Here is a 19,911-nt window from a genome sequence, read left to right on the forward strand (position 1 = left end):
AGCCTCGCTGACAGCCACCTGCGCCGAAGAAGAAACCCCGCCTGCGCCTGTTCCGGCGTTTGTCATTCTGCTGCCAGCCATGCCCCAAACGCAATCGGGGCAGGCCGCAGCCCACCCCGACACGTCTTAAGCTCATTTTCCGTCCCCGGATCACCGGGGATCAGCGCTTTTGCCGGGCAGCCTGAGGGCTGCGCCGGGCAATTGTTCTGGAGAAAACCAAACCTCTCCTTTCCATCGTCACACTCGATGCGCGTCAGCGCATCTGAGTGCCCATCTCCCACCTTCTCCTCATGCTCAAGCGGATAGATCGGGAGATGGGCGCTCAGATGAACCCCGCTTGCGCGGTGTCCATCGAGCGTGACGAACGGAAAGGGAAGGGCGCGTGAAACGGCTGCTCAGATCGGCTCGTAAGGGAACACGCTGGCGGTCGCGCCCAGATCCGTAAAGTCCGGGCTCATCGCCGGGAAGGCCTGTGAGATCAGGCTTTCCGGATTCCACCCCTCCAGCCGGGCGAGCGATTTCACCGGGCGGGGCTGGTCGAACAGGATCACTTCATTGCCGCGCACGCCGAAAATCTGGCCTGAAACATTGGACGATTGATCCGAGCAGAGCGCCACGGCGAGCTGGGCCACCTGATCGGCGCGCATGCCGTTCTTCATCCGCTCGACGCGTTGGGCGCTGGCTTCATCCTTCACCGGGATCGAGGCGATCATCCGCGTCCAGGCAAAGGGCGCAATCACGTTGGAGCGGATATTCTTCGCCGCGCCTTCCATGGCGAGGATGCGGGAGAGGCCGACAATGCCGAGCTTGGCAGCGGCATAGTTGGCCTGGCCGATATTGCCGATCAGGCCCGAGGTGGAGGTGAAGAACACATAGGACCCGCGCTCATTCTCGCGGAAATATTCCACGGCTGCGCGGCCCACATTGTACGAGCCGTGCAGGTGAACATCGATCACGGCTTTCCAGTCAGCTTCGCTCATCTTGTGGAACATGCCATCGCGCAGGATGCCGGCCGGATTGACGATCGAATCGAGGCGGCCGTAGGTGTCGAGCGCCTGCGTCACCATGCCGGCCACGGCGTTGTAATCGGTCACGCTTTCGGAGTTGGAGACTGCTTCGCCGCCGGCGGCGCGGATTTCCGCTGCGACAGCCTCAGCCGGGCCCGCATCGCCCTCATCGCCGCCCTTCAGCCCGCCGCCGAGATCGTTGACGATCACCTTGGCGCCTTCGCGCGCGGCCAGAAGCGCTGTTTCCTTGCCGATGCCATTGCCGCCGCCGGTTACCAGAACCACCTTGCCGTCGAGAACACCCATGTCTTCCTCCTGTCTGTTTCGCGCCGGACACTACTGGCCATCAGCGCCGGGGCAAGAGGCGGTGGAAAAATCAAGGTTTGAAATACCGCGCCCAAGCGGCTAGCAAGCCGGTCATGACACGTAGCTTTCAGGCAGTAATCTGGGATTTCGGCGGGGTATTCACCTCCTCGCCCTTCGAGGCATTCAACCGGTATGAGGCCGAAAAGGGCCTGCCGAAAGACTTCATCCGCTCGATCAATGCGGTCAATCCGCTGGAAAACGCCTGGGCCAAGCTCGAGCGCAGCCTCGTCGGCGCCGAGGAATTTGACGGGCTTTTCCGGGCTGAAGCTAAAGCGATGGGCCATGATGTCCCCGGCAAGGACATTCTCGGGCTTCTCTCCGGCCATCTGCGCCCGCGCGTCGTGCAGGCGCTGAAGGTCTGCAAGGGCCATGGCAAGGTCGGCTGCATCACCAACAATGCCCCCATCGGCAAGGGCGCCTCGATGACCCATGACGACGAGAAAGCCGCCCAGCTCGCCGAAGTCTTCGCCCAGTTCGATCACCTGATCGAAAGCTCGAAACTCGGCATCCGCAAGCCTGATCCGCGCATCTACGCCCTGATGTGCGAAGCCCTCGATGTTGACCCGAAGCATTGCGTCTATCTCGATGATCTCGGGATCAATCTGAAGCCGGCCCGCGAAATGGGCATGGCAACCATCAAGGTGACCAGCGAAGAACAGTTGCTGGCCGATCTGGAAGCCATCACCGGCTATGCGGTGCGTTAGCTTCACGCTCGCCCTCCTGTTGGGGATGCTCGCGGCCTGCTCGCCGGCCGCGCCAGCCAAGGCACCGCTTGCCGGGCCGCCGGTGCCGCCGGAGTCCCTCACCCGTCCGCCCCAGCCGCCAGAACCTGTCGAGCTGACGCCTCAAGCCGAAGCGATGAAAGCCGCCATCCTGCGCGAAGCCGAACGCGGCGCCCTGCGCAGCCTCGCGCGGCTCGCCGACGGGCAGGAAGGCTTCATGTCGAATGTCGGCGGGCGTGACCATTTCGAGTTCTGGGATCTCCTCCGCCGCACCGGCGTGGACCCCAACCGCAAGCTGCGCGACCTGCTGGAGGGGCCGCCGGGCAAGCGCGAGATCGATGGCGAGATCTGGTTCGTCTGGCCCGACATCGCCGCCAAGGATGTGCGCGATCTGATCCCGGAAAAACTGACTTTTGTAGAACGCCGCCGCCTGCGCGAACTGATCGGCGAAGATGGCATCGCCCGCATCCGTGCGGGCGAAGGCTATCCCGGCATGCGCACGGCGATATCGGCGGAAGGCCGCTGGGTATATTTCGTACTCGGCCAGGATGGAGAGGAATAGGACATGTCAAAGATCGGGGCAGACGCCGCCATCAAGGCCCTGAAGGGCTGGAAGATCGCCGAAGGCGAGCGCGACGCGATTTCCAAAGCCTACCGCTTTGCCGACTTCAAGACGGCCTTCGCCTTCATGTCGGCCACCGCCCTGAAGGCCGAGCAGATGGACCACCATCCCGAATGGTTCAACGTCTACAACAAGGTGGACGTGATCCTCACCACGCATGACGCTAACGGCGTCACGCAGAAGGACCTCGAACTCGCCGGCTTCATGGACCAGCTGGCGGCAAAGCTCAGCTGAGCCCTACTTCCAGGCAACCCGGTAGAGATCAAACCGCCGGTCTTTCAGGTTCTGCACCGAACCTGACTGGCGGGCCGTGAGCAGGTCTGACAGGGAGAGGTCTGCAATCGCGACCGTCTCGGTATTGGGCGCTGCGTCCGCCGCAATCCCGTCGCGCGAGAAGGGGAAGTCCGAGGGCGTCAGGATGCAGCTCTCTGCATAGTGGATGTCCATATTCTCGACATTCGGCAGATTGCCGACGACGCCCGACATGACCACATAGCACTGGTTTTCTACCGCCCGTGCCTGGCTGCAATACCGTACCCGGAGGTAGCCGCGGCGTTCATCGGTGCAGAAGGGAACGAACAGGATCAGCGCGCCCTGATCGACCAGGTGGCGGGCGATTTCGGGGAACTCTGAATCATAGCAGATCATCACGCCGATCGGGCCGCAATCGGTGTGGATGACGGAGTTGCCTTCGCCGCCCTTGATATTCCACCAGCTGCGCTCCGAGGGCGTGGGGTGGAGCTTCTCCTGCGTGTGGACAGATCCATCGCGAAGGAAGACGTAGGCGACATTGTGAATATCGCCGTCCGGCATCCGGGAGGGGTGAGAGCCGCCAATGATGTTGATGTTGTAGGAAACCGCCAGGCGCTCCATGAACGCGATGAACCGGGGAGTATATTCAGAGATGCGCGCGATGGCATCTGCGGGTCCCAGCGGCTTGCCTTCCAGGGAGAGGAGTTGCAACGTGAAAAGCTCCGGGAACGTCACAAAGTCGGAGCGGTAATCGGAGGCGATGTCGACGAAGTACTCCACCTGCTGCTCGAACTCATCAATGGAGTTGATGCGGCGCATCTGGAATTGCACGGTTGCGAGGCGAACCCGCTCGGGCAGGGTCGTGTCGCCGAGGCTCGGCTTGGCCTTGATGGTTTCCTGTTCCAGCGGATTGCGCCAGAACATCTGGGTAGCGTGGCCGCAGGAGTCGATATCCTCGGGCATATAGTTCTTCAGCACGCCGACGACCTCAAACCCCTGGCGCAGCTGGAAGCTGAGCACCGGGTCGCGCAGCTTGGAGGCCTTGACTGCGTCGATATAGTCGGCCGGGTTCGGGAATTCCTTCTGGTGGCGATGATAGCCGGGCATACGCCCGCCAAACACGATGCCTTTGAGCTCCAGCCATTGGCAGAGGTCCTGGCGGACCTTGTAGAAACGCTGGCCGATGCGCAGACGGCGGAATTCGGAATCGACGATGACATCCATGCCGTAGAGCATGTCGCCTTCCGGATCATGCCGGGCGGCAAAGCCCCCGCCCGTAATCTCGTTCCAGGTATGCTGGGACAGCGCGGTGGCAGAATCGATGACGAACGTGACGCAATGGCCGACAATCTGGCCTTCAAACTCGGCAACAAACTGCCCATCGGGGAATTTGTTGATCTGGCCGGCGATCTGATCAACCGTATAGCCGTCCGCGACGCCGTAGACCTTGTCATAGAGCGGACGGATGCCCGCAATATCCTTCGGCTTGGCATTGCGGATGACGAGTTTCGTGCGTGTGGCTGTCATGGTTTCTCCAATGAACGTCCTGCGCCCTGATCTAGTGCGGTATTCTTAAGATAGCGCGTAGCCCGCCAAGGGGGCTCGGCGCAAGACGCACATCCCCGCCATGCATGCGGGCAGTGTCGCGCGCCAGCGTCAGGCCGAGGCCCGAGCCGGATGCATTCTGGCTGCGGGCCTCGTCCAGCCGCGAGAAGGGGCGGAAGGCCTCGTCATAGCGTTCCGGCGGAATGCCGGGGCCATCATCATCGACGATCACCTCGGCCCAATGCGGCCCGTTGACGAGCGTGACACGGGCATGGCTGGCATATTTGAGGGCGTTGGAGACAAGGTTGCTGATCGCGCGCTTCAGGGCCAGCGGCCGGCCCCTGGCGCTGAGCGATTGCGGCCCCGTGACCGGCACATGCGGCCCGAAACCGGACACGACATCGTGAACCAGCGCGCCAAGATCAAACGTGCCGGGCTCGTCGCCCTCCTCGCCGCGCGCAAAGGCAAGATATTCGTCCAGCATCATCGCCATGTCGTCGAGGTCTGACTGGGCGGCTTTCAGATCCTCCGTCTCCGGCATGAGCGCGAGGGTGAGCTTCAGGCGCGTGAGCGGGGTGCGCAGATCATGGCTGACGCCGGCCAGCATCGCGGTGCGCTGCTCGGCAAAGGCAGTGAGGCGGTTTTTCATGTCGATGATGGCGCGGGCCGCGTCGCGCACTTCGGTGGCACCAGATGGCCGGAAGCCGTCCAGATCCCGCCCCCGGCCGAAAGCCCGCGCCGCCTCCGAAAGGCGCAGGATGGAGCGGACCTGCTGATTGAGAAACCCGATCGCCAGGGCCACCATCAGCAGGGAAAAGAAGATCACCCAGACAATGAAGAAGTGCGAATTGATGACCAGCGCCCGTTTCCGGTCCATCACGATTTCCGCCGTTGTTCCACCGGCGGGAAAGCGGATGTGCAGCTTCGCGTCATTCGGGATCAGGCCGACCACGATCTCGTTGCCAAGCCGTCCGATAAGTTCGCTTTTGAGCGTATCATTATAGGAAAAGCTCTGGCGCAGTCCGCTGTCTGGAACGGCATCCGGTGGTAAGCGGCAAGTGAACTCCGTTTCCAGAAGATACTGAATACGGTCAAGATCCGCCGGCCCGTAATCCGGATTGACGCAGGCATCCCGGATCAGGGCGGCGTCGCGCGCAATCCCCTGGCCCAGCTTGCGGTTCACTTCAGCAATATGATTGGCATAATAATACCAGGTCATCAGGCAAAGGATGATCAGGACCGGGGCCAGAATGATCAGCAGGCTGCGGGCATAGAGGCCGCGCGGGGTGATGTCTCTCAGGCGCAGCATGCGCGGTTCAGTCCGGCATCAGGCGGTAGCCGATGCCCCGCACAGTCTGGATATGGATCGGCTCTTTCGGATTGGGCTCGATCTTGCGGCGCAGGCGGGTCACCTGCACATCCACCGACCGCTCAAGGCCGGCCGAGGTCATCTCGGCGAGGTCTTCGCGGCTGATCGCTTCGCCGGGCGCGCGCGCCAGGATGGTCAGGAGCTGCACTTCTGCATCGGTCAGGCGGATACGCTGGTCGCCGGCCTTCAGTTCCCCGCGCTCGACATTGAACACGAGGCCCGACATTTCAATCTCCTCTGGGGGAGGGGCGGGCTTTTGCGAGCGCCGCAGGATCGCTTCGCAGCGCAGGGCGAGTTCTTCGGGCTCAAAAGGCTTGGCAAGGTAATCATCCGCGCCGAGGCGCAGGCCCTCGATCCGGTCGCGGGCCTCGCCGCGCGCCGTCAGCAGCATGACCGGCGTGGCCCTGGCCGGGCCTGAGCGGATACGTTCGAGCAGTTCGAGGCCCGTTTCGCCCGGCATCATGACGTCCAGTACCGCCAGATCGAACGTCATGTTGTCCATCAGGCGGCGCGCGCCGGCGGCGTCTGGCGCGCTGGTCACCCGGTAGCCCTTGAGCGTGAGGAAACGCTTGGTGAGGTCGCGGATGCGGTCGTCATCGTCGACGATCAGGATATGGGCGGGGTCTCTGAGGCTCATGGCGGTCTCTTTACTTCACCAGAGCTTCCAGAAGGAAGCGCGCGCCGGCGACCGCTTCCGGCCCGCAGGCGCGGAAGGCGACCCGCAGGCGCTCGCGCAGCTCAATGGTGATCGGGGTCGTCAGCGTGGTGCCCGCCTCAGACAGGGTGAGCTTGCGGCGGCGGCCATCGGAGCCTTCGCGGGCCCGTTCGATCAGCCCGCGCGTGTCCAGCTGGCCGATGATCCGGGCAAAAGTCGGCACGGTCATGCCCAGCTGGCCGCGCAGCTGGCTGACCGTGAGGCCCGGCCGGTAGCGGATTGCCATGAGAATCTGCATCTCAGACTTGCTCAGACCGGCCTTTTTGCGGGCCGACTCTGCCGCGCGCATAAGCTCATCTGCCCCTGAAATCAGGAGTCCTGCGCCTCTGTCGAGTTCCTGGTCGGTCAGGAAGAGGCGGGGGTCAAATGGGCGGGTCAGGTTGACGGATTGAGCCATAAGTCGGAAATGAACGCGAACCGCAACAAAAGTGCAAGCGAGGAGCGTACTCAATGGCTGCCATCCCTTATGATGACCGTGACGGATACATCTGGATGGATGGGTCTTTCGTACCCTGGCGCGACACCAAGGTGCACGTGCTGACCCATGCGCTGCACTATGCTTCCTCCGTGTTTGAAGGGGAGCGGGCCTATGGCGGAAAGATTTTCCGCTCGCTCGACCATTCCAAACGCCTGCACAATTCGGCGAAGATCATGGGCTTCGACATTCCGTTCAGCGTTGAGGAGCTGGAGAAGGCCAAGAAGGAAGCGCTGGAGAAATCCGGCCTCGACAGCGCCTATGTGCGCGCGGTGGCCTGGCGCGGATCTGAGATGATGGGCGTTTCGGCGCAGAACAACACGATCCACCTGGCCGTGGCTGTCTGGCATTGGGGCGATTACTTCGCTGACAAGATGAAGGGCATCCGCCTCACCCATGCCGAATGGCGCCGCCCTGCGCCCGATACCGCGCCCTGTCATGCCAAGGCGGCCGGTCTCTACATGATCTGCACACTCTCCAAGCATGCTGCCGAGAAGGCCGGCTATCAGGACGCGCTGATGCTGGACTATCGCGGACAGATTGCCGAAGCGACCGGCGCCAACATCTTCTTCGTGCGCGACGGCGTGCTTCACACCCCGACGCCGGACTGTTTCCTCAACGGCCTGACGCGCCAGACGACGATTGCGCTGGCCAAGGCGCGGCAGATCGAGGTGGTCGAGCGGGCGATCTTCCCGGACGAACTGGCGACCTTCAGCGAGTGTTTCATCACCGGCTCGGCCGCCGAGATCACCCCAGTGGCCGAGATCGGCGAGCATCGCTACAAGCCAGGCAACATCACCCTGACGCTGGCGGAGGACTATTCCAACCTCTGCAACGGCAAGCTGGAACTGGCGCTTTAGGGATAGCCCCCACCACAGACACCATGGTCTTTGGTGGGGCCTCACCTTACCGGTTCAGTCGCGGGCAAATATCCTGAGCTCTTTCTTTTCCGGGTAAGTGGCGGCGAACAAATCAGGGATTTGAGCGCCGAGGGCCGATAGGGAGGAGGCGCCCAGACCTATCTCAAGATAGCGCGGCTCGGAGGTGAGCCCCATCGGATTCTGGGCTGATGGCGAGCCAGTCTGGGAAAAGATGATCGCCTGGGGCGATGTCGGTGAAACGATCACCACATCGCGTAATCCATCCCCGTTGCCATCAATGATCCGGATGTCTCCGGGAATCCCAAGCGGCCAGGCATGCTGCGATTGAAGGATATCTCCGGTGTCGTCGATGCCCGCGACAACCAGCCGGTGTTGTCCCTGATGGTTGTCATCAGTGTACAGCATTAAAATCTGAGTGGCATTTCCCGGACCGTAGTAAAGGCGGGTTCCGGCGAGGCGCTGTCCGGATGGAATGCCTGTAACAACAGGGCTGCTACTGACCAGCGTGTAATTTCCGCTTCCGTTGAAGTCCGTGTAGAACTCAAGTGTCTGCGTCTCTTCATTGAGACGCAGGAATGGGACGAAGGGAGACCCGGTACTCAAGGAATTGCCAAATACGCTCGAGCCGACCAGCGCAATATTGCAGAGCGACTGATTGTTTATGAAGTCGGCGACCTTGGTGACTGTCGCCGTTTCATCCTGAAGGCTACCACCATCATAAACCGACAAGCCGGTGTTCTGGAGGCCGAGATAGTACCTCCGAAAATTGGTGAAGCTGGGTGTTGAATAGACTGTTCCAAAAAAGCCGCAAGCGCCCGGCGCGCTCAGCCGGAAATCCTCTTCCAGTTCCTGAGGTGTGTTGTTGGTAAATTTCAGAAAGCGGACATGTCCCCGGGATGGCTCCAAAGCTGTAAGGCGAAGCTCCAGCGTACCAATTGGACCAGGGAGGGCATGCACAACCAAGCTCAGCTGCGCATCGGGGGCAAGCTTGATACCAAATGCGTTTGCGACCGAGATGGCTCTGGAGACAGGATCAATATTTATCCGAGACAACGAGACGTCGCCTCCCCGGACTTGCTCACTGACGACGGCGGGGCCTAGGTCAGGCAGTCCCCAGATATAGAGCGGTCTATCTGGCAAGGTAAGGGTGTCTACTGGCCCTGATATGTCAGTATAAAGCGGGGTCTGGTCAATGTTGACGAAGGTCACACTAACATCCGTAGACGAAGTATTTGTTCCGTCCGAGACGCTGACGCGGAAGACAGCTCCGGTATCCTCTGTGACTTCGGCGGCGGCAAGTTGGAGCACGGCCTGGTTTGGTGCGGTGAGCGGTACGGGCGGGCCGGAAAGCTGGGTCCAGGAATAGGTGAGCGCGGCGCCTTCGGGATCTGTTGAGGCGGAGGCGTTTAGCGTAAAAGGCTGGCCTTCCTGCGGCGCGGTGGGCGAGGCGGTGGCCTGCGCCGTCGGGGCGGCGTTAACCGGGGGCGGGGGTGGCGGTGTAGGGGGAGAAACCGGGGCGCTTCCACCACCGCTGCCCCCGCCGCCGCCACAGGCGGCAAGGGTAAGGCCGGCAAAAACAGCGGCGGCAGCGCCTTTCAGGCGCTGGGTGGATCGTAGTGTCATGAGCCCCTCGGGTAATCTGAAGTTACCCGATCCTTACCGTTCGATTGATGGGCGGCAAGTGAATAAATGATGAAAAATTAAGGTGTAAGGTTAATCGCCGCAGTCACCCGTTGCGGCGTGTCAGGTAAGAATATCGCTCGCGGGGAGCTTTGCTTCCCGGCGGGCGGCAAAGTGGGTTTCGAAGGCAACCACGAGGCAGGCAGCAATGATGATGCCGGCGCCTGCCCAGACGCGCCAGCCGGGAATTTCCTGGAAGAAGAAATAACCCAGCAGCGCCGACCAGATAAGGCCGGTATATTCAAACGGGGCGAGGGTCTGCGCCTTGGCGCGCGCATAGGCCATGGTCATCAGCCACCAGATGCCGATGCCGAAAACGGCCGCGCCGGTCAGCAGCGTCCACGCCCCGTCTGCAGGCAAGGGATCGCTGAACACCAGCAGGAAGGGCAGCAGGAACAGCGCCGGGAAGATGTTCATGAAGGTGACGAGCGTCAGGCTGTCTTCCTCCCTCGTCCGCAGGCGGAGGAGAACGATGTTCAGCGCGTATAGGACTGCGGAGGCTAGCACAGCAGCGGTGCCATAAAGCCGGTTGCCATCAGCCGGCGCGCCTGACGTTTCCGCCGTGGCGGCCAGCGCCGCGCCGCAGAAGCCTACGAGAGAGGCGGCGATGGTCACCGGGCTCATCTTCTCACCCAGGATGAGGCGGGCGATGGGGGCAATCATCAGCGCCGCCGTGAAACCCAGCACCACGGCCTCGGCCAGGGCAATCTGCGTCAGCGAGTAGAAGAAGCAGAAAGCGGAGATGACCTGCGCCAGAGATCTGAGGGCATGAAAGCGGATGGCCGGCAGCGAAGGAAAGGGCCGCCGCGCCTGCAGGAACAGCGCGAGCATGATCACCGAGCCAAGCCCATAGCGCCAGGTGGTGGCTGTCAGCACGCTGGTGGCGCCCTGCATCACATATTTCATCAAGGCGTCAATGCCGCAGCCGAAGACCACGCCAAAACAGACCAGAAGGATGGGATGGGGCGCGCGCATCAGGCAGCCGCGTGCATTCCCAGCCAGACAATGTAGGCTGCATACCCCAGAAGCATTATGGCGCCCTCCATCCTGCCGATACGCCAGCGCGACATGGCGGCGAGGAAGAGGAGCACAGTTGCCGCCAGCATCACCCAGATATCCAGGCGGATGATTTCGGCAGGCACGGGAATGGGCTTGACGATGGCCGTCACGCCCAGAATTCCGAACATATTATAGATGTTCGATCCGACAATGTTGCCGAAGGCGATGTCCCTCTGCTTGCGGAGCGAGGCCATGATGGACGTGATCAGTTCGGGCAGAGATGTGCCTACCGCTACAATCGTCAGGCCAATGATGGTTTCGGAGATCGAGAACATCCGGGCAAGGTCAATCGCGCCGCTGACGAGGAAACGGGCGCCGAACATTGTCATGGCAAGGCCGCCAGCCACGAATACGAGATCAAAGCCAATCGCGCGAGCGGAGGGTTTTGGCGGCGCCGCCGATCCGCCGGCAGCGACAGCGGCCGCGCTCGTGGCCTTTCGGTCCTGCTGGAAGGCAAACCAGATGTAGGAGGCAAGCCCGATCACGAAAATGATGCCCATCCAGCGTGACAACTGGCCCGAAACCACCGCGCCGATGCAGAGTGCGGTTGCGATGGCCAGCACCACACCGTCCCGCCTGAAGGCGTTTCGAGCCACGGCGATCGGAAAGATCAGGGCCGCCGCGCCGAGAATGAAAAGGATGTTGGCGATGTTGGAGCCGACGACATTGCCGATGGCGATGCCCGGCGAGCCGGCGAAGGCCGCCTGCAGGCTGGTGACGAGTTCAGGTGTGGAAGTGCCGAAGCCTACCAGTGTGAGCCCGATCAGCAGAGGTGAAATGCGGAACTTCCCCGCGAGATTGACGGCGCCCTTGACGAGAAATTCGCCGCCCGCAACGAGCAGGATCAGGCCGAGCACGAGATACACAAAAATCATCGATCATCCCCAGGAGTGCATCGCTGGGAGCGGGTGTGGCCTATCCCTATGCGGGACGGAAGATGGGCCGGGAAAAATATTACCGAGGCGGCCCGGAGCAGGGATACTTTGGCATCTTTTGACCTCCAGACTATTGATTTCCCCTGTATTAGTGGTGCCTAAGACCTGCCTTATCAATTTAGACCGCCTGATTCCGCCCATGATCCCTTGTCCCCACTTCCGGGTATCTGCGTCCGCATGAAACGTCTTATCCTGATGCGCCACGCCAAGACCGAACCCTGGAATGAGGGGATCGACGACTTCAGCCGCGCGCTGACGGCGCAAGGTCATGAGGATGCCACGCGGATTGCTCAGGAAATCGTGGCGATGGGCTGGAGCCCGGAGCGCATCCTGGTTTCCAGCGCAAGGCGGGCCAGGGAGACCTGTTCTGAAGTCGCCAAGGTGGTGACGGGGGAAAAGGTGCGCCCGATGGAGGCTCTTTACCTTACGGGTGTGAGGGGGCTGACGGAAGCAGTTTCCCAGAATGACGGCGCGGGTGTTCTGATGCTGATCGGGCACAATCCGGGCCTGCATGATTTTGCGCTGAGCATTCTGAGAGAGGGCGGCTCGCGCGATCATGCTGCCTCGCTGCGGCTGCATGAGAAATTCCCGACAAGTTGCGCTGCGCTGTTCGAGACCGAAGGGGAGGGGGCCTTTGTGCCCGCAAACTTCCGGCTGGTGAGTGTCCTTCGCGCCAAGGACTTTCGCGCAGAGCGCCTCTAAAAAAACCGCCCCTCACCCTTTTAGGGGGCAAGAGGCGGAAGGAGCCACGGTTCCGTGGAGAGTTGGGCTTGAGAGGCTTCGGGGTCAGGAACCGTGGATCTGGGGCCGGTCAGCGGCGTTCTGCGTGAACCTGGGTCAGCAGCTCGCTGTTGATCGTGCGAACGGCGCTATCCATCGTCTTGCGGACACAGAAGGCTTCCACATAGGCGCGGGGCACGCGCAGACCTGAATTCTCAGCCACGCAGCGATCTTCGATCTGCTTGCGGATGTGCTCGTACTCGATTTCCGCGCCGGCGGTGGTGGAGAGTTTTTTCGCGGAATAATTCACATCCATTTCGAACTTGTCGCTGGCAGCGAGAGCAGGACCGGCGATGGCCGTGGCGGCGAGCGTAGCGGCGATGATGAAGCGTTTCATGGGCGTTTCCTTGATGCGAGTTTTCTGAGGGAGGGGGAGGGAGGGTCGCGCAGCCAGCCAGGGGAAAACTGGCTGCGCGGGGTGCCGCTTAGTTGCGGGCTTCGCGGCGGTTCTGACGGCGGCGGCGAGCGACCAGGAGGTTCAGGCGGCCCTCCGAGCCATCGTCATTAGCCGGCAGGGACCGGAGGGCGGCATCGTTGGCGATCAGGCCGTAGGCCAGAACACCTTCGAAAACCAGGCTGCCGTTGTCGCTGAGACGGGCGCGGGGGGACATGACTTCATACTCCTTCTTGATGATCGGTTTGTCCGTTGTGTCTTCGGTGGGCTCTTCCCGCCGCCGACACAGACTAGATAGCCCATGAATTATTGTTTTTCAATATGAAATTATCGAAAAAAAATAAGTCTCAATAAAATCAAGGAGATAATATCATCGAATAACGATAATTCCCCGTTTCGGCAGGCGCTCGGGCGAATTATTGTAATTCGATAATTTTGGATTTGCGGGGTCAGCGCTGCTGGCGGCAGCGGTCAGAGCAGTATTTCACCTCATCCCAGACCCGTTCCCATTTTTTCCGCCAGGAAAACGGGCGCCCGCAGCTGGCGCAGATTTTGGCCGGCAGATCGGATTTGCGGACGGCTTTGCCGGAACCGGTTTTACGAGGCATGGGCGCGGCGTTCCTGCATCATCCCGAGATCAAAGCTGAGTTGTGCCGCGTCTCCCGGTGCCGGTGTCCTCTTCTTGGAGGTGGCCTGCCGGCCCCGGAACGGGATGCCCGACCGCCGGCTTCCATGGCGGGCCTGGATCTGCTCGGCCTCTGCGGCATGTTCAGCGTTCCGGCGCAGCGCAAAGATCCGGCTGCGGGCTTCTTCGGCAGCTGCCATGTGATCAACAATGCGCATTGGGTAGGTCTGGCCAAGAACGATGCCGGCGCGCGCCCGCACCGACGCCGGCGCCTCCCACGGGGCATGCAGCCACTCGTCAGGCAATGCCGAAAGCTCCGGCACCCAGCGGCGGATGAAGGTGCCATCAGGGTCCTGATCGCGGGATTGCTTCACCGGGTTATAGATGCGCGGCGTGTTGATGCCGGTGGTCGCCGATTGCATCTGCGCCTGGGGATAATGGATGCCGGGCTCGAAATCGGTGAAGAGGCTGGCAAGGCGCTCGGCAGGCAGTTTCCAGTCCAGCCAGAGATGATGCGCTGCAAAAGCCATCGTCATGGCGCGCATGCGGAAGTTCAGCCAGCCGGTAGCCCTGAGCGACCGCATGCAGGCATCCAGAAACGGGAAGCCCGTGCGCCCTTCGATCCACGCCGTGAGCCGGGGGTCGCCGGCCTCCGGCGCCGGGCGCAACCCGTCATAGGCCGGATGAAGGTTGCGGGATTCTATCGAGGTCTGGTCTTCCAGCTTCTGAATGAAGTGGCAGTGCCAGTGCAGGCGGGAAATGAAGCTGCCGATTGAGGCGGCGAATTCCGTATTCCCGTCACGGGTGTGAATTTCTTTCGCCTTCTGCGCCCCCTGCCAGGCTTCCCGCATCGAGACCGTTCCAAAGGCAAAATGGGGCGAGAGGCGCGAGCAAGCATGGGCGGCCGTCAGCGGGCTCGACATCTGCCGCTGATAGGCCTGACCGCGAAACTCCAGGAAACTGCGCAGGCATTCGACGCCGGGTGTGCGCCCGCCCTTCTGGCGCAGCGGGCAGTCATCCGGCCCCAGCCCGAAATCCTGCGGCAAGGGATAGTCCTCCCCCTGCGCCTCAGCGGACATCAGGGTTTCAGGGGCAATCATCCGTGGACGGCGCATGAATACCTCCCATTGGCTGGCCCATCCGCCGCGGGATTTCAGGGCGCGCTGGACGCCATTCTGGGGCTGTTCCCGGAAGGATATGCCAGCATTGCGCGCCCAGCGGCGCACTGCCTTGTCGCGCTCAAAGGTCCATTGCAGGCCCGTTTCCTCATGCGCGTGGATTGCGTCGATGCCATGTTTCCGGTGGATCGACGAGAATACGTCGATCGCGTTTCCCGTGCGGATCACGAGCGCCGATCCGCGCGCCCTGAGCGCTGCGTCGAGCTCTTCAAGGGAGTCCCGCACAAAGTCGAACTGCCGGCGCGAGTGTTCCGGCAGCGCCCAATAGCCTGGCTCGAAGATATATAGCGGCAGCAGGGGCGCGCCGCTTGCGGCGGCCGCCATGAGCGCTGCGTGATCGTGGACACGCAGATCGCGCTTGAACCAGATGACATGCACACCAGACATGGAACAAATATAGAACAAACTGCCTTAAGCTGCAAGGGGCGAAGACGAGAAGCGCCAGCACGCCGTTCTGCCCGCCTCGGTTTCCTCGTGTAGCTGGTTTCCGATCCCTCCGCGCAGGGCTCCCAAATCGAAGCACACCGTTTCGTTGCGATAGTGAAACGAATGTGATTAAAGGTTTAAACGTTGGAGGCGCGGTTCCTGGGGGAGGGACATGGGGGCAGATGGCGAGTCAGCCAGGCAATTGATGTTGCCACTTTGCGGCGGCGGCGTTCGCGAGCCGTCTCCAGATGTTGCCAAGGCCCATGCGGCGGCCCATGCGCTTGCCGCCAACCGGCCCGCAGATTCCGCCATGCAGACACTGACTGCCGCCCAGATGTGGGGTGCCGGTTTTTTGCTGTCGGTGCTTAGCGCTCTGGTTTGGCGCGCCCCGGATGCAACCTTTGCAGCGCTGAGCTTGATGGCGTTCTTTTTCTTTGTGGCGGCGCTTGCCTTTCGCGGCGCCATATATCTTCACGGCGCCAAGGTGATCGCGCGCAAGCGGCAGGCCGATCAGGAAATGGCCAGTGAAGGCAGCGTTCTCTGGCCGGTCTACACGCTGCTCATTGCGCTCAAGGATGAGGCGGAAAGCGCTGCCCAGCTTTCGCGGGCAATCTGCAATCTGGATTACCCGCGAAATCGGCTGGACATAAAACTGCTTGTCGAGATGGGGGACGAAGCTACCTGGGAAGCGCTGCGCGCTCAGGCCTGGCCGCCGGGCACTGAGCTTCTGATTGTGCCGCCCGGGCAACCGAGAACAAAACCCCGCGCGCTCAATTATGGACTGTTGCGTGCAAAGGGCGAGTTTATCGTTGTATACGATGCCGAGGATCGTCCGCATAGGGATCAGCTGAAAATGGCCGTGCAGGCATTTCGCGCGGGGGGCGGCGAGTTGGCCTGCGTGCAGGCGCCTCTCGTTGGAGACGGGGACAGGGGCTGGATCGCGGGGCAGTGGGCGCTGGAATATGCTGTTCAGTTCAGGCGGATATTGCCGGGCCTTGCTTCCCTTGGGCTTCCCATCGCGCTGGGCGGAACAAGCAATCATTTCCGGAGGGCGCTGCTGGAAGACGTGGATGGGTGGGACGCCTGGAATGTGACGGAGGATGCTGACCTGGGTTTGCGTCTTGCCCGCAGCGGGCTGCAGGTAGGTGTCATTGAGCCTCCGACACTGGAAGCTCCCCCGGAAGCTCTCGGGGTGTGGCTGGCCCAGCGATCGCGCTGGCTGAAGGGGTTTCTGCAGACATGGCTGGTAGTGATGCGGCGTCCCTTAAAAGCCATGAGAGAGATGGGCGCGGGCAATTTTCTGGCGCTGCAGCTGACATTGGGGGCGGCTATCCTCTCCGCCATGGTTCACGGACCCTGGGCGGTGTGGCTTGGGGCGACACTGGTTTTGCCCGGTATCGGACCTGCCCCTGTTTTCCTGTGGTTTATCGGCGCCTCCTATGCCGCAAGCATCGCCATGGCGCTGGCGGCGCCGGGAGAGCGAGACCTGCGCCGCTATGTGCTGGCGTTCACGCTGCCCCTGTACTGGCCTCTGCAATCCATCGCTATGGTGCGGGCGGTATACAGCCTGGTGCGCAGACCTCATTTCTGGGCGAAGACGCCCCATGGTTGCCCCCCGCCGATGGCCGCCCGTAAACAGGCAACCCCTGTCAGGCGAATTCACTCATCTGAGACTTGAGTTGTTTCGAAATCGAAACGTTCTCTGTGCGTTCGCGGGTGAAACGGAGAACGCCCGGGCCTTCACACTTTGACGCCGGGTGAACGCTTGGCGCAGGGAAGGTGGCGGAATAGGGTGACGTAGAGACAGACACCACCCAGGGAGCACCGCAATGGCTTACGATAATGCCGAGCAACTCGAAGAGTTTCGACTCGAAACGCGCAAATGGCTGGAAGCCAACTGCCCAGCCTCCATGCGCACGCCGATGGTGGATGATGAGGTTGTATGGGGCGGCCGCAACGCCACCTTCAAGAACCCCGATTCCAAGCTGTGGCTCGACCGGATGGCCGCGAAGGGCTGGACCGCGCCGGAATGGCCCAAGGAATATGGCGGCGGCGGACTGACGCGCGCTGAAGCCCGCGTGCTGGAGCAGGAGATGCGCCGCATCAAGGCGCGCGCGCCGCTGTTCTCGTTCGGCCTCTGGATGTTTGGCCCGGCGCTTTTGGAGTTCGGCAATCACGAACAGAAGCTGCGCTTCATTCCCGATATCGTGAAGGGCAAGACCCGCTGGTGTCAGGGTTATTCGGAGCCGGGCGCGGGGTCCGATCTCGCTGGCCTGCAGACGCGCTGCGAGGACAAGGGCGATCACTACCTGATCAACGGCCAGAAGGTCTGGACCTCCTATGCCGACAAGGCCGACTGGATCTTCTGCCTGGTGCGCACCGATACCAGCACAAAGCATGAGGGCATCAGCTTCATTCTGTTCGACATGAAGAGCCCCGGCGTGGAGGCGCGTCCGATCCAGCTGATCTCTGGCGAGAGCCCGTTCTGCGAAACCTTCTTCACCGACGTGAAAGTGCCGAAAGACCAACTCGTTGGCCGGCTCAACGGTGGTTGGGAAATCGCCAAACGCCTGCTGCAGTTCGAGCGCTCGTCGATTTCTTCCAGCGGCTTTGGCGGCACCGGGTCGCTCTCGCCCGAGGAATATGCGAAGCAGCTGATCGGCACCGACGAGTCCGGCCGTCTTCTGGATGGCGATCTGCGGGCGCGCCTTGCCGATCACCGGATGTACGCCAAGGCGTTTGCGCTGACCGTGCAGCGCCAGACGGAACAGGCAAAGGCCGGCCAGGCCGTGGGCCACACCGCCTCTATCCTCAAATACGGCGCGGCCAAGATGAACCAGGACCGGCACGAACTGCTGATCGAAGCGCTCGGCACTGAGGGGCTCGGCTGGGCAGGGGAGGGCTTCGACAAGGGCGCTCTGCGCGTCACCCGTCAGTGGCTGCGCTCGAAGGGCAACTCCATCGAAGGCGGCACGTCCGAGATCAACCTGAACGTCATCGCCAAGCGTGTGCTCGGCCTGAAGGATCATCAGTAAGCCGGGCACCGCCCCCGCTTTCCGAAATCACCCTACGAGATAGAATTTAAGGTGTCAGAGTAATGAGCTTTGTACTGACTGAAGACCAGGAAATGCTGCGCGAAACTGCCATGGCGTTCGCGCGCGAGGAACTTTCCGTCAATCATCTGCGCGCGCTGCGCGATGCCGGCGCCAATGGCAAGGATGCAAAAACCCGGCAGAAACTGGCCGAGCTTGGCTTTTTTGGCGTGATCATCCCGGACGAGCCGGGCGCAGAGACCTTTGGCCTGACCGGGCTTGGGCAGATCCTCGAAGCGCAGGGGCGCACCCTGGCGGCAACGCCCCTGCTGCAGACGGCGCTAATCGCAGCCTCGGCCTTCCAGCTTGGCGGCAGCCCCGCCCAGCAGGCCGAATGGCTGCCGAAAATTGCGGCAGGCGAGGTGACCTTCGCGCTGGCACTCGACGAGTCGGCGCATTTCGCCCCCTACAGCGTTTCGACCGAAGCTGAACGCAACGGGCAGGGTTACACGATCAACGGCATGAAGAAATTTGTGCCCGACGCGCATCATGCCGACATGCTGATCGTTGTCGCGCGCACCTTTGGCAGCAGCGGAGATCGCCACGGTCTCAGCCTCTTCCTTGTGCCGGCTAATGCAAAGGGCGTAACCATCAGTGAGCTGAAGACTGTGGACAGCCACGGCGCCGCACATGTGACGCTGGATGATGTGATGGTGGCAGATGGCGCTCTCATCGGTCCTGCTGACCAGGGCGCTGATATTCTTGATCCCCTCCTTGACCGGGCGGCGATCGGTCTGGCCGCCGAGATGCTTGGGTCTTCCCAGGCCGCATTTGACATGACGCTGGAATATCTCAACAATCGCAAGCAGTTCGGCCAGCTGATCGGCTCGTTCCAGTCACTCCAGCACCGTGCAGCGAAGATGTTTGTTGAGCTCGAAATGACGCGGTCCTGCGTTGCAGCGGCGCTGTCAGCTGCAGATGAAGGCAAGCGGGATCTGGCGGAACTCGCCAGCCTTGCAAAGGCCAAGGCTGGCGAGCTTGTGCATCTGGTCTCGAACGAATGCGTTCAGATGCATGGCGGCATCGGCATGACAGATGCCGCAGAGCCGGGCTTCTACATGAAACGCGCACGTGTGCAGGAAGCCCTCTACGGGTCAGCCAGCTGGCACCGGGATCGTTACGCCCGTCTCGCCGGTTTCTGAGAAAAATCTCGGTTCTTTCCGGTTTGGTTTTCCTTTTCGAGCGTTATGTGGAACTATAAGTTCTACATAACGTCGAGAAGGAGACCCCAATGACCGTTTCACGCCGCGATGCAAAACCCCTCTGCACGGCTGCCGAGTTTGCGCTGGCCAATGAGAGCTATCCTCCCGCCGTCGGAAACCTGAACGAAAAAGAACTCCGCCAGCGGATCAATCGTGCGCGGAAGCTGCGTGATAAATACGCCGATCTGGCAAGCAAGCAGGCCCGGGAGATCCGCGGCAAGGCGGCGCCCACCCGTCAGAAGGCGCCCACCGGCAATGCAGCCACCGTGACGAAACGCGACTTCTTCGCCGAAACGCTGGAACGCTTTGAAGCCAAGCTTGGCATCGTGGAGCGGAGAACGGCGCGTGAAAGTGCGGCGGCAGAGAAAGAGAAGGCACAGGCGGCCCTGCAGACAGCGCTGAAGCGCAAGCAGGCCGCTTCCCCAGGGAAGCCCGCATCCCGCAAGGCCGGCAAGGGGATGAACTCTGCGCCATCGGGCAAACGGGAAGCCTTTCCGAATCTGAAGACGATGAAAGGCGCGGCGCGCGCCAATAATGCGCGCAGCCAGGCCAAACGCGACGCCAAGCGCTGAGCACGCAGGGAAAA

The 19,911-nt window shown here is 61.7% G+C and carries 21 protein-coding genes; 9 read left to right on the plus strand and 12 right to left on the minus strand.

Features of this window, described 5'->3' with window-relative positions:
• Positions 1 to 395: 395 nt before the first annotated feature.
• A complete protein-coding gene (locus C0456_RS03810) occupies positions 396 to 1,313 on the minus strand; it encodes an SDR family oxidoreductase (RefSeq protein ID WP_291048490.1) in 918 nt (305 codons plus the stop codon).
• A 113-nt stretch (positions 1,314 to 1,426) separates the two neighbouring features.
• On the opposite strand from C0456_RS03810, the gene C0456_RS03815 reads away from it, so the two are divergent.
• Genes C0456_RS03815 through C0456_RS03825 form a run of 3 tightly spaced genes read left to right on the plus strand, consistent with a single transcriptional unit; the run spans position 1,427 to position 2,951 of the window.
• Complete coding sequence (locus C0456_RS03815) at positions 1,427 to 2,077, plus strand: HAD-IA family hydrolase (RefSeq protein ID WP_291048492.1); 651 nt, start codon at positions 1,427 to 1,429, stop codon at positions 2,075 to 2,077.
• A complete protein-coding gene (locus tag C0456_RS03820) occupies positions 2,064 to 2,657 on the plus strand; it encodes a hypothetical protein (protein WP_291048494.1) in 594 nt (197 codons plus the stop codon). The genes C0456_RS03815 and C0456_RS03820 overlap by 14 nt, the downstream gene beginning before the upstream one ends.
• 3 nt (positions 2,658 to 2,660) lie before the next feature.
• Entirely contained in the window at positions 2,661 to 2,951 is a 291-nt protein-coding gene (locus C0456_RS03825) for a 4a-hydroxytetrahydrobiopterin dehydratase (RefSeq protein WP_291048496.1), read from the plus strand.
• A gap of 3 nt (positions 2,952 to 2,954) precedes the next feature.
• Here C0456_RS03825 and C0456_RS03830 read toward each other — a convergent pair whose 3' ends face one another.
• The 4 genes from C0456_RS03830 to C0456_RS03845 are packed head-to-tail and all read right to left on the minus strand — an operon-like array spanning position 2,955 to position 6,995.
• The gene (locus C0456_RS03830; protein ID WP_291048498.1) at positions 2,955 to 4,496 is read right to left on the minus strand and encodes a carbon-nitrogen hydrolase family protein; all 1,542 of its coding nucleotides are present in this window, start codon (positions 4,494 to 4,496) and stop codon (positions 2,955 to 2,957) included.
• 31 nt (positions 4,497 to 4,527) lie between these two features.
• Positions 4,528 to 5,823 carry an ATP-binding protein gene (locus tag C0456_RS03835; RefSeq protein ID WP_291048500.1) on the minus strand — a complete coding sequence of 432 codons (1,296 nt, stop codon included), beginning with the start codon at positions 5,821 to 5,823 and terminating at the stop codon, positions 4,528 to 4,530.
• A gap of 7 nt (positions 5,824 to 5,830) precedes the next feature.
• The gene (locus C0456_RS03840; RefSeq protein WP_291048502.1) at positions 5,831 to 6,520 is read right to left on the minus strand and encodes a response regulator transcription factor; all 690 of its coding nucleotides are present in this window, start codon (positions 6,518 to 6,520) and stop codon (positions 5,831 to 5,833) included.
• A 10-nt stretch (positions 6,521 to 6,530) separates the two neighbouring features.
• A complete protein-coding gene (locus C0456_RS03845) occupies positions 6,531 to 6,995 on the minus strand; it encodes a MarR family winged helix-turn-helix transcriptional regulator (RefSeq protein WP_291048504.1) in 465 nt (154 codons plus the stop codon).
• 53 nt (positions 6,996 to 7,048) lie between these two features.
• Between C0456_RS03845 and C0456_RS03850 the strand changes: the two genes are divergently transcribed.
• Positions 7,049 to 7,933: a branched-chain amino acid aminotransferase gene (locus tag C0456_RS03850; protein ID WP_291048506.1), complete on the plus strand. Its 885-nt coding sequence runs from the start codon at positions 7,049 to 7,051 to the stop codon at positions 7,931 to 7,933.
• A gap of 54 nt (positions 7,934 to 7,987) precedes the next feature.
• Here C0456_RS03850 and C0456_RS03855 read toward each other — a convergent pair whose 3' ends face one another.
• From C0456_RS03855 to C0456_RS03865, 3 genes are all read right to left on the minus strand, one after another.
• Positions 7,988 to 9,577 carry a hypothetical protein gene (locus C0456_RS03855; RefSeq protein ID WP_291048508.1) on the minus strand — a complete coding sequence of 530 codons (1,590 nt, stop codon included), beginning with the start codon at positions 9,575 to 9,577 and terminating at the stop codon, positions 7,988 to 7,990.
• Positions 9,578 to 9,697: 120 nt separating this feature from the next.
• Positions 9,698 to 10,609, minus strand: coding sequence for a DMT family transporter (locus tag C0456_RS03860; protein WP_291048511.1), 912 nt, complete (start codon positions 10,607 to 10,609; stop codon positions 9,698 to 9,700).
• On the minus strand, positions 10,609 to 11,568 hold the full coding sequence (locus C0456_RS03865; protein WP_291048513.1) for a calcium/sodium antiporter: 960 nt from the start codon (positions 11,566 to 11,568) through the stop codon (positions 10,609 to 10,611). The genes C0456_RS03860 and C0456_RS03865 overlap by 1 nt, the downstream gene beginning before the upstream one ends.
• A 237-nt stretch (positions 11,569 to 11,805) precedes the next feature.
• On the opposite strand from C0456_RS03865, the gene C0456_RS03870 reads away from it, so the two are divergent.
• Positions 11,806 to 12,330 carry a histidine phosphatase family protein gene (locus C0456_RS03870; RefSeq protein ID WP_291048515.1) on the plus strand — a complete coding sequence of 175 codons (525 nt, stop codon included), beginning with the start codon at positions 11,806 to 11,808 and terminating at the stop codon, positions 12,328 to 12,330.
• A gap of 109 nt (positions 12,331 to 12,439) precedes the next feature.
• Here the strand turns inward: C0456_RS03870 and C0456_RS03875 are convergent, their stop codons facing one another.
• The 4 genes from C0456_RS03875 to C0456_RS03890 form a co-directional block, all read right to left on the minus strand.
• Positions 12,440 to 12,745, minus strand: coding sequence for a UrcA family protein (locus tag C0456_RS03875; protein WP_291048517.1), 306 nt, complete (start codon positions 12,743 to 12,745; stop codon positions 12,440 to 12,442).
• A gap of 88 nt (positions 12,746 to 12,833) precedes the next feature.
• Entirely contained in the window at positions 12,834 to 13,019 is a 186-nt protein-coding gene (locus tag C0456_RS03880; protein WP_291048520.1) for a hypothetical protein, read from the minus strand.
• A gap of 232 nt (positions 13,020 to 13,251) precedes the next feature.
• A complete protein-coding gene (locus tag C0456_RS03885) occupies positions 13,252 to 13,410 on the minus strand; it encodes a DUF2256 domain-containing protein (RefSeq protein ID WP_291048523.1) in 159 nt (52 codons plus the stop codon).
• The gene (locus C0456_RS03890) at positions 13,400 to 14,992 is read right to left on the minus strand and encodes an FAD-binding domain-containing protein (RefSeq protein WP_291048525.1); all 1,593 of its coding nucleotides are present in this window, start codon (positions 14,990 to 14,992) and stop codon (positions 13,400 to 13,402) included. The genes C0456_RS03885 and C0456_RS03890 overlap by 11 nt, the downstream gene beginning before the upstream one ends.
• Before the next feature lie 244 nt (positions 14,993 to 15,236).
• Here C0456_RS03890 and C0456_RS03895 point away from each other — a divergent pair, with 244 nt between their 5' ends.
• From C0456_RS03895 to C0456_RS03910, 4 genes are all read left to right on the plus strand, one after another.
• The gene (locus C0456_RS03895) at positions 15,237 to 16,709 is read left to right on the plus strand and encodes a glycosyltransferase (RefSeq protein WP_291048527.1); all 1,473 of its coding nucleotides are present in this window, start codon (positions 15,237 to 15,239) and stop codon (positions 16,707 to 16,709) included.
• A gap of 151 nt (positions 16,710 to 16,860) precedes the next feature.
• A complete protein-coding gene (locus C0456_RS03900) occupies positions 16,861 to 18,066 on the plus strand; it encodes an acyl-CoA dehydrogenase family protein (RefSeq protein WP_291048529.1) in 1,206 nt (401 codons plus the stop codon).
• Positions 18,067 to 18,128: 62 nt separating this feature from the next.
• A complete protein-coding gene (locus C0456_RS03905; protein WP_291048532.1) occupies positions 18,129 to 19,265 on the plus strand; it encodes an acyl-CoA dehydrogenase in 1,137 nt (378 codons plus the stop codon).
• Between the two features lie 89 nt (positions 19,266 to 19,354).
• Positions 19,355 to 19,897, plus strand: a complete 543-nt coding sequence (locus tag C0456_RS03910; RefSeq protein ID WP_291048535.1) for a hypothetical protein — start codon at positions 19,355 to 19,357, stop codon at positions 19,895 to 19,897.
• Positions 19,898 to 19,911 lie beyond the last annotated feature (14 nt).

Origin of the sequence: Hyphomonas sp., from assembly GCF_013823385.1 — a bacterium.
In the GTDB taxonomy this organism is placed as follows: domain Bacteria; phylum Pseudomonadota; class Alphaproteobacteria; order Caulobacterales; family Hyphomonadaceae; genus Hyphomonas.

Bases quoted from the DNA above. Each gene is read 5' to 3' on its own strand.
- C0456_RS03885 (WP_291048523.1), bottom strand. From the start codon at position 13,410: ATGCCTCGTAAAACCGGTTCCGGCAAAGCCGTCCGCAAATCCGATCTG.
- C0456_RS03895 (WP_291048527.1), top strand. From the start codon at position 15,237: ATGTTGCCACTTTGCGGCGGCGGCGTTCGCGAGCCGTCTCCAGATGTT.
- C0456_RS03900 (WP_291048529.1), top strand. From the start codon at position 16,861: ATGGCTTACGATAATGCCGAGCAACTCGAAGAGTTTCGACTCGAAACG.
- C0456_RS03815 (WP_291048492.1), top strand. From the start codon at position 1,427: ATGACACGTAGCTTTCAGGCAGTAATCTGGGATTTCGGCGGGGTATTC.
- C0456_RS03905 (WP_291048532.1), top strand. From the start codon at position 18,129: ATGAGCTTTGTACTGACTGAAGACCAGGAAATGCTGCGCGAAACTGCC.
- C0456_RS03820 (WP_291048494.1), top strand. From the start codon at position 2,064: ATGCGGTGCGTTAGCTTCACGCTCGCCCTCCTGTTGGGGATGCTCGCG.
- C0456_RS03860 (WP_291048511.1), bottom strand. From the start codon at position 10,609: ATGCGCGCGCCCCATCCCATCCTTCTGGTCTGTTTTGGCGTGGTCTTC.
- C0456_RS03890 (WP_291048525.1), bottom strand. From the start codon at position 14,992: ATGTCTGGTGTGCATGTCATCTGGTTCAAGCGCGATCTGCGTGTCCAC.
- C0456_RS03875 (WP_291048517.1), bottom strand. From the start codon at position 12,745: ATGAAACGCTTCATCATCGCCGCTACGCTCGCCGCCACGGCCATCGCC.
- C0456_RS03910 (WP_291048535.1), top strand. From the start codon at position 19,355: ATGACCGTTTCACGCCGCGATGCAAAACCCCTCTGCACGGCTGCCGAG.
- C0456_RS03865 (WP_291048513.1), bottom strand. From the start codon at position 11,568: ATGATTTTTGTGTATCTCGTGCTCGGCCTGATCCTGCTCGTTGCGGGC.
- C0456_RS03880 (WP_291048520.1), bottom strand. From the start codon at position 13,019: ATGTCCCCCCGCGCCCGTCTCAGCGACAACGGCAGCCTGGTTTTCGAA.
- C0456_RS03825 (WP_291048496.1), top strand. From the start codon at position 2,661: ATGTCAAAGATCGGGGCAGACGCCGCCATCAAGGCCCTGAAGGGCTGG.
- C0456_RS03870 (WP_291048515.1), top strand. From the start codon at position 11,806: ATGAAACGTCTTATCCTGATGCGCCACGCCAAGACCGAACCCTGGAAT.
- C0456_RS03855 (WP_291048508.1), bottom strand. From the start codon at position 9,577: ATGACACTACGATCCACCCAGCGCCTGAAAGGCGCTGCCGCCGCTGTT.
- C0456_RS03840 (WP_291048502.1), bottom strand. From the start codon at position 6,520: ATGAGCCTCAGAGACCCCGCCCATATCCTGATCGTCGACGATGACGAC.
- C0456_RS03850 (WP_291048506.1), top strand. From the start codon at position 7,049: ATGGCTGCCATCCCTTATGATGACCGTGACGGATACATCTGGATGGAT.
- C0456_RS03835 (WP_291048500.1), bottom strand. From the start codon at position 5,823: ATGCTGCGCCTGAGAGACATCACCCCGCGCGGCCTCTATGCCCGCAGC.
- C0456_RS03810 (WP_291048490.1), bottom strand. From the start codon at position 1,313: ATGGGTGTTCTCGACGGCAAGGTGGTTCTGGTAACCGGCGGCGGCAAT.
- C0456_RS03830 (WP_291048498.1), bottom strand. From the start codon at position 4,496: ATGACAGCCACACGCACGAAACTCGTCATCCGCAATGCCAAGCCGAAG.
- C0456_RS03845 (WP_291048504.1), bottom strand. From the start codon at position 6,995: ATGGCTCAATCCGTCAACCTGACCCGCCCATTTGACCCCCGCCTCTTC.